Origin of the sequence: Saccharopolyspora sp., assembly GCF_017434145.1 — a bacterium.
Classification (GTDB): domain Bacteria; phylum Actinomycetota; class Actinomycetes; order Mycobacteriales; family Pseudonocardiaceae; genus Saccharopolyspora_C; species Saccharopolyspora_C galaxeae.
Genome location: NZ_JAFRFW010000451.1, coordinates 1 through 4,992, shown reverse-complemented (window position 1 = coordinate 4,992; position 4,992 = coordinate 1). Strand labels below are relative to the sequence as shown.

The window sequence follows — 4,992 nt, the reverse complement described above, 5'->3', positions numbered from 1 at the left end:
GGACGTTCGGCCACGATCCTGGTCAACGCCCCGGTGCCGAGCGAGACGCCGACCGCGCGGGTCGCGCCGACCGCGTCCGCGACCGACCGCACGTCCTCGGCGATCGTCCCGTAACGCCAGTAGCCCTCCGGCGCATCCGGCGCGTTCCCATGGCTCGGCAGCGTGAGCACGACCCGGGTGCCGGGCAGGCCGGACGCGGGGATCCGCGCTTCACCTTCGGTCGCGCCCAGACCGTGCGCCACCAGCGTGACCGGCGAACCCCGGCCGTAGGAGTTCCAGCGCGCACCCGAAGGCAGCTCACCGGCGGGCCCGGCCGAGGCGCCGGTGGCTACCAGGAGCTGCCCTTCTGCACTTCGGTGACCTTGGGCCGGACGTCGACCAGGTAGACCAGCACGGCGATCAGCGCGGCGATCCAGATGATCGTGATCGGCCCGCTGGTGAGCACCGCGAGCAGGATCAGGCCGGCACCGGTGATGCCCAGCCACGCGGGCTTGGACAGCTTCCCGACGGCCGTGAACGCGTCGGAGCGCTGCAACAGCGCGTGCACGAAGGCGTACAGCCCGGTCGGGATCCCCGCCAGCCAGATGATCTTGAGGATCCAGAACTGCAGCAGCAGCTCCGGCACTACGGATGACAAACCCACGAGTTCACCTTACGTGCGTCGGGGGCCCCGGAGAACCGTCCGGGGCCCCGACGTGCCGTGCGGGCTCAGCTGCCCGCCTTGCCCTTGCTCTGCTTCGAGCCGGTGCCCTTCGCGGAGCCGGTGGACTTGGCCGCCGAGGTGCGGTTGGCCGTCTTCTGCGCGGTGCTGCGCGTCGCCGTCGCGGTCTCCGAACCGGTCTCCTCGACCGACTCGGCCACGTCGTCGGCGGTTTCGCGCACCGTCTGGGCGGCGGAGGCGCTGGCCTGCTCGGTGCTCCGCGCGGCCTTCTCGCCGAACGAGCGGCTCGCGGTGCTCACCTTGCCGAGCACGTCGTCGGCCAGCCCGCGCGCGTCGGTCACGGCCGCTTCCATCCGGCCCTGCGCCTGCTCGACCTGGCCCCAGGCGCGCTGCACACCGGGCTGGGACTGGAAGCGCTCGAACGCGGTCTCACCGCGCTCGGCGAGGTAGCCGTAGAGCTGCACGGCCGACTGGGTGTATTCGTCGACGAGCTTGCGCAGCTCCGCCGGATCGAACCGCTCGCGCAGGTCCTGCGGCAGCTCGTTGACGCCGCTGCGGGCGGACTCGGCGCCTTCGTTCAGCTTGCTGCGCAGCTTGCCGAGCGCATCGGCGATGGTGTGCGCGGCGAGATCGCCCGCGCCGAGCGCGGCCAGCAGCGGCGTGCGGGCCTGGTCCACGGCCTCACCCAGCGGCTGGCCGTTGCCGGTCTCGTTCGTCTTGGTGGTGCCTTCGGTGCGCGTCGCCATAGCGGATCACTCCTTGAGCAGGTCGGTGCCGTCCGGCTCCGGCGCGTCGGTGGATTCGGAGCCGTCGTGTTCTCGCCGGAACGAGGCGTAGATGTCGAGCAGAACCTGCTTCTGCCGCTCGCTGAGTTCGTCGTCGGCGAGGATCGCGTCCACCACCGGCCCGCCCTCGCGGCGTTCCAAGATCCCGGCCTGCACGTACAGCGCCTCCGCGGAGATCCGCAGTGCCGTGGCGATCTGCTGCAGGATCTCCGCGCTGGGTTTGCGCAGGCCGCGTTCGACCTGGCTGAGGTACGGGTTGGACACGCCCGCGCTCTTCGCGAGCTGGCGCAGCGAGATCTGGGCGTTGCTGCGTTGCGCCCGGATGTAACCGCCGAGGTCGCTGACCGCCTGGTTCACGGCCTTGTTGACGGTCTTGTCCACCCGCTCCATCGCCTGCGCTCCTTCCGGTTCGCCGTCCACGGTAGGCGCGAGTGCTAGCTCTAGCAAGCAGGGTGCTTGCACCCCTCCGAGTGAGCTGCGCAACGCCGGGCAGGAACCCCCTGAGCAGCACCGACTCCGTCAGGAGCCTGCGCACATGCAGAACGGGTGCCCGTCCGGATCGGCGTACACGCGGAAAGTCGCATCGAGCTGATCGGACGGCTGCGGCAGTTGGCGCGCACCGGCGGCCACCGCGCGCTCGTGCCCTTCGGCGAGCGTCGCCACCCGCACGTCGACGTGCATCATCTGCGGGCGCGCACGATCCGGCCAGGTCGGCGGCACGAACCCGGGGTCGAGCTGGAAGGCCAGCCGCGTGCCGCCCGATGGGTCCGCCAGCTCCACCCATTCCTCGGCGGATTCGGGCTCATCGATCTCCCAACCCAGCAAGCGCCCGTAGAACTCCGCGAGCGCGCGCGGATCCGGGGTGTCGATCGCGAACGCCGCGAGGCGCAGCGGGGAAGTGGTAGCAGCGGTCATGGCGGAACCCCTCGTCTCGTCCTGTTCTCCCAGCCCTGCTCCGCGAACCAACGCCCTTCGAGGAACCAGTAAAAAGATTATGGCGGTTATCCGTGCTAGCTGCAACCGGCTAATCGCCTACGATGGTGTTCGTGAACAGCAAAGCCGTCGCCGACCGAGCTCCTGCGCAGGCTTTCGCGGACCTGGACCCCGAACGCGACGTCGAGCTGGTGCTGGCTTTCCTCAACACCTGCGACGCCGAAGCGGGAACCGAGATGCTCGGGACGGCCGAGTCGTGGCGGCAGTGGTGCGCCGGACAGGGCCTGGGTGCGGCCGAGGCCCCGGGACGAGCGCAAGACATCCGCGACGCCATGCGCCACGCCGTGTCCTGCGACCACGCCGCTTTTCCACCCGAATCCGCGCCCGGCAGTCCGATGAGCTGGAACGTTCCGGTGGTACTGCGGGACGGGATCCCCGTGCTCGCCGGCGCCGATGCACTCGGACGAGTGCTGGTGGCGGCTGTGCACCTGGTGCACACCGGCCACTGGGACCGGATCAAGATCTGCCCAGCGTCGAACTGCCTGTGGGCGTTCTACGACAGATCCCGGAACAAGTCCCGGACGTGGTGCTCCATGCGGGTCTGCGGGAACCGGGAGAAGGCCCGGTCCTGGCGGGAACGCCACACCGCACCGGGCTGATCCCGCCGCCGTGCCCGCCGCACCGGCGCGCCCGGCCGCTCAGAGCACGAGCTGGGTGAGGGTGTAGATCGCCAGGCCGGCCAGCGCGCCGACCACGGTGCCGTTGATCCGGATGAACTGGAGATCGCGGCCCACCTGGAGCTCGATCTTGCGGGAGGTCTCCTCGGCGTCCCAGCGCTCCACGGTGTCCGTGATCAGCGTGGTGATCTCGGCGCGGTAGTGCGAGACGACGTACACCGCGGCGCCTTCCAGCCATCCGTCGACCTTGGCGCGCAGCTCGGGCTCTTCGACGAGGCGCCTTCCGAGTCCCTGCAGTCCGTCGCGGACCCGCAGCCGCAGCTCGCTGGAGGGGTCCTCGGCCGCGTCCAGCAGCATCCTCTTGGCAGTGCCCCACGCGGAGGCGACCAGGTTCTGCACCTCCGGGTGCGCGATCACCTGGCGCTTGATCTGCTCGGCCTTGGCGATCGTGTGCTCGTCGTGCTGCAGGTCGTGCGCGAAGTCGACCAGGAACCGGTCCACCGCCTTGCGCATCTGGTGGTCCGGGTCGGTCTTGACCGCCCACGCGAACGACAGCACCTCGGCGTAGATCTTGTCCGCGACCATGCCGTCGAAGAACTTCGGCGACCACGAGGGCGCCCGCTGGCTGACCACGCGCAGCACCGTTTCGTGGTTGTCCCGCACCCAGTCGTAAGCGCGGTCGCAGACCAGATCGACCAGCCGGTGGTGCGAACCGTCCGCGAAGACCTGCCCGAGGATCCGGCCCAGCGGTGGCCCCCACGGCTGGGCGAGGACTTTGCGCAGCACCGCCTGCTCCAGGACGGCCTGCACGTCCTCGTCCCGGAAGACCTGCACGGCGCCGCGCACCGCGGTCGCCAGCTCCGAGGTCACGCGCTCGGCGTGGTCGGCGTCGTCGAGCCACACCCCGACCCGGTGGCCGATGTCGGCCCGGCCCAGCTTGTCCCGCACCACCGGCTCGGCCAGGAAGTTCGAGCCGACGAACTCCCCGAGGTTGTGTCCCAGCGCGTCCTTGCGGGTGGGGATGATCGCGGTGTGCGGGATCGGCAGTCCCATCGGACGCCGGAACAGCGCCGTCACCGCGAACCAGTCCGCCAGCGCACCGACCATGCCCGCTTCGGCCGCGGCCCGGACGTAGCCGGCCCACGCCGCCCCCTCGTGCTCCCGCCACTGCGCGAGCACGTAGATCACGGCGACGGCGAGCAGCAGACCGCCCGCGACGGTCTTCATCCGCCGCAGCGCACGTCGCTTGAGCTCGTCCGCCTCGGTCGCCCCTGTCGTTCGCACCCCTCGATTCTTACAGCACACCGCCGCCCGTCCGGCGTGATCGAGCCCGGCGACACCGCCGGAAGCGGGTCCGCAGGGCGGGACGGGCCGAGTGCACCCGTTCGGATCGACCGTCGATTCGACTACGCTGCCGTGCCGTGCGTTCTGAAGCTCTCACCTCCCGGTTGCGCCCGTTCACCTCGACGATCTTCGCCGAGATCATCGAACTGGCCCGGCGGACCGGCGCGGTGAACCTGGGGCAGGGCTTCCCGGACACCGACGGACCGGCGGGCATGCTCCAGGCCGCGCAGCGGGCCATCGCCGACGGCGTCAACCAGTACCCGCCCGGCGCGGGCGAGCCCGAGCTGCGCGCCGCGATCTCCGAACACCGCCGTGCGCACTACGGCATCGAGCACGATCCGGAGGGCGAGGTCCTGGTGACCGTCGGCGCCACCGAAGCGATCACCGCTTCGATGCTCGCGCTGATCGAGCCCGGCGACGAAGTGGTCCTCGTCGAGCCCTACTACGACTCCTACCCGGTCGCCGTGGCCATGGCAGGCGGCGTCCGCCGCACCGTCGGCCTCCGGCAGGGACCGGACCACCGCTTCGAGCTCGATCTGGACGCCCTGCGCGCAGCGGTGGGACCGCGGACCCGCGCGCTGGTGCTGAACTC

Annotated in this window: 7 protein-coding genes and 1 pseudogene; 2 read left to right on the top strand and 6 right to left on the bottom strand. The window is 70.7% G+C overall.

What is annotated here, in order from left to right; all coding sequences use genetic code 11:
* The 5 genes and pseudogenes from IJH84_RS12480 to IJH84_RS12460 form a co-directional block, all read right to left on the bottom strand.
* Nucleotides 1-242, bottom strand: a pseudogene (locus IJH84_RS12480) (alpha/beta hydrolase); the annotation flags it as partial.
* Nucleotides 243-328: 86 nt separating this feature from the next.
* Nucleotides 329-616: a DUF2516 family protein gene (locus IJH84_RS12475; protein WP_200069359.1), complete on the bottom strand. Its 288-nt coding sequence runs from the start codon at nucleotides 614-616 to the stop codon at nucleotides 329-331.
* A gap of 92 nt (nucleotides 617-708) precedes the next feature.
* On the bottom strand, nucleotides 709-1,407 hold the full coding sequence (locus IJH84_RS12470; protein ID WP_295144328.1) for a hypothetical protein: 699 nt from the start codon (nucleotides 1,405-1,407) through the stop codon (nucleotides 709-711).
* A 6-nt stretch (nucleotides 1,408-1,413) separates the two neighbouring features.
* Nucleotides 1,414-1,836, bottom strand: coding sequence for a helix-turn-helix domain-containing protein (locus tag IJH84_RS12465; RefSeq protein WP_200068894.1), 423 nt, complete (start codon nucleotides 1,834-1,836; stop codon nucleotides 1,414-1,416).
* 129 nt (nucleotides 1,837-1,965) lie between these two features.
* Nucleotides 1,966-2,361 carry a VOC family protein gene (locus tag IJH84_RS12460; protein WP_200068893.1) on the bottom strand — a complete coding sequence of 132 codons (396 nt, stop codon included), beginning with the start codon at nucleotides 2,359-2,361 and terminating at the stop codon, nucleotides 1,966-1,968.
* A gap of 122 nt (nucleotides 2,362-2,483) precedes the next feature.
* On the opposite strand from IJH84_RS12460, the gene IJH84_RS12455 reads away from it, so the two are divergent.
* Complete coding sequence (locus IJH84_RS12455; protein ID WP_200068892.1) at nucleotides 2,484-3,038, top strand: CGNR zinc finger domain-containing protein; 555 nt, start codon at nucleotides 2,484-2,486, stop codon at nucleotides 3,036-3,038.
* Between the two features lie 39 nt (nucleotides 3,039-3,077).
* Here IJH84_RS12455 and IJH84_RS12450 read toward each other — a convergent pair whose 3' ends face one another.
* On the bottom strand, nucleotides 3,078-4,283 hold the full coding sequence (locus tag IJH84_RS12450; protein WP_295144332.1) for a DUF445 domain-containing protein: 1,206 nt from the start codon (nucleotides 4,281-4,283) through the stop codon (nucleotides 3,078-3,080).
* A 194-nt stretch (nucleotides 4,284-4,477) separates the two neighbouring features.
* Here IJH84_RS12450 and IJH84_RS12445 point away from each other — a divergent pair.
* A partial coding sequence (locus IJH84_RS12445; RefSeq protein ID WP_295144323.1) for an aminotransferase class I/II-fold pyridoxal phosphate-dependent enzyme occupies nucleotides 4,478-4,992 on the top strand: 515 nt, incomplete at its 3' end.

Bases quoted from the DNA above. Each gene is read 5' to 3' on its own strand.
- IJH84_RS12455 (WP_200068892.1), top strand. From the start codon at position 2,484: ATGGTGTTCGTGAACAGCAAAGCCGTCGCCGACCGAGCTCCTGCGCAG.
- IJH84_RS12465 (WP_200068894.1), bottom strand. From the start codon at position 1,836: ATGGAGCGGGTGGACAAGACCGTCAACAAGGCCGTGAACCAGGCGGTC.
- IJH84_RS12470 (WP_295144328.1), bottom strand. From the start codon at position 1,407: ATGGCGACGCGCACCGAAGGCACCACCAAGACGAACGAGACCGGCAAC.
- IJH84_RS12460 (WP_200068893.1), bottom strand. From the start codon at position 2,361: ATGACCGCTGCTACCACTTCCCCGCTGCGCCTCGCGGCGTTCGCGATC.
- IJH84_RS12450 (WP_295144332.1), bottom strand. From the start codon at position 4,283: ATGAAGACCGTCGCGGGCGGTCTGCTGCTCGCCGTCGCCGTGATCTAC.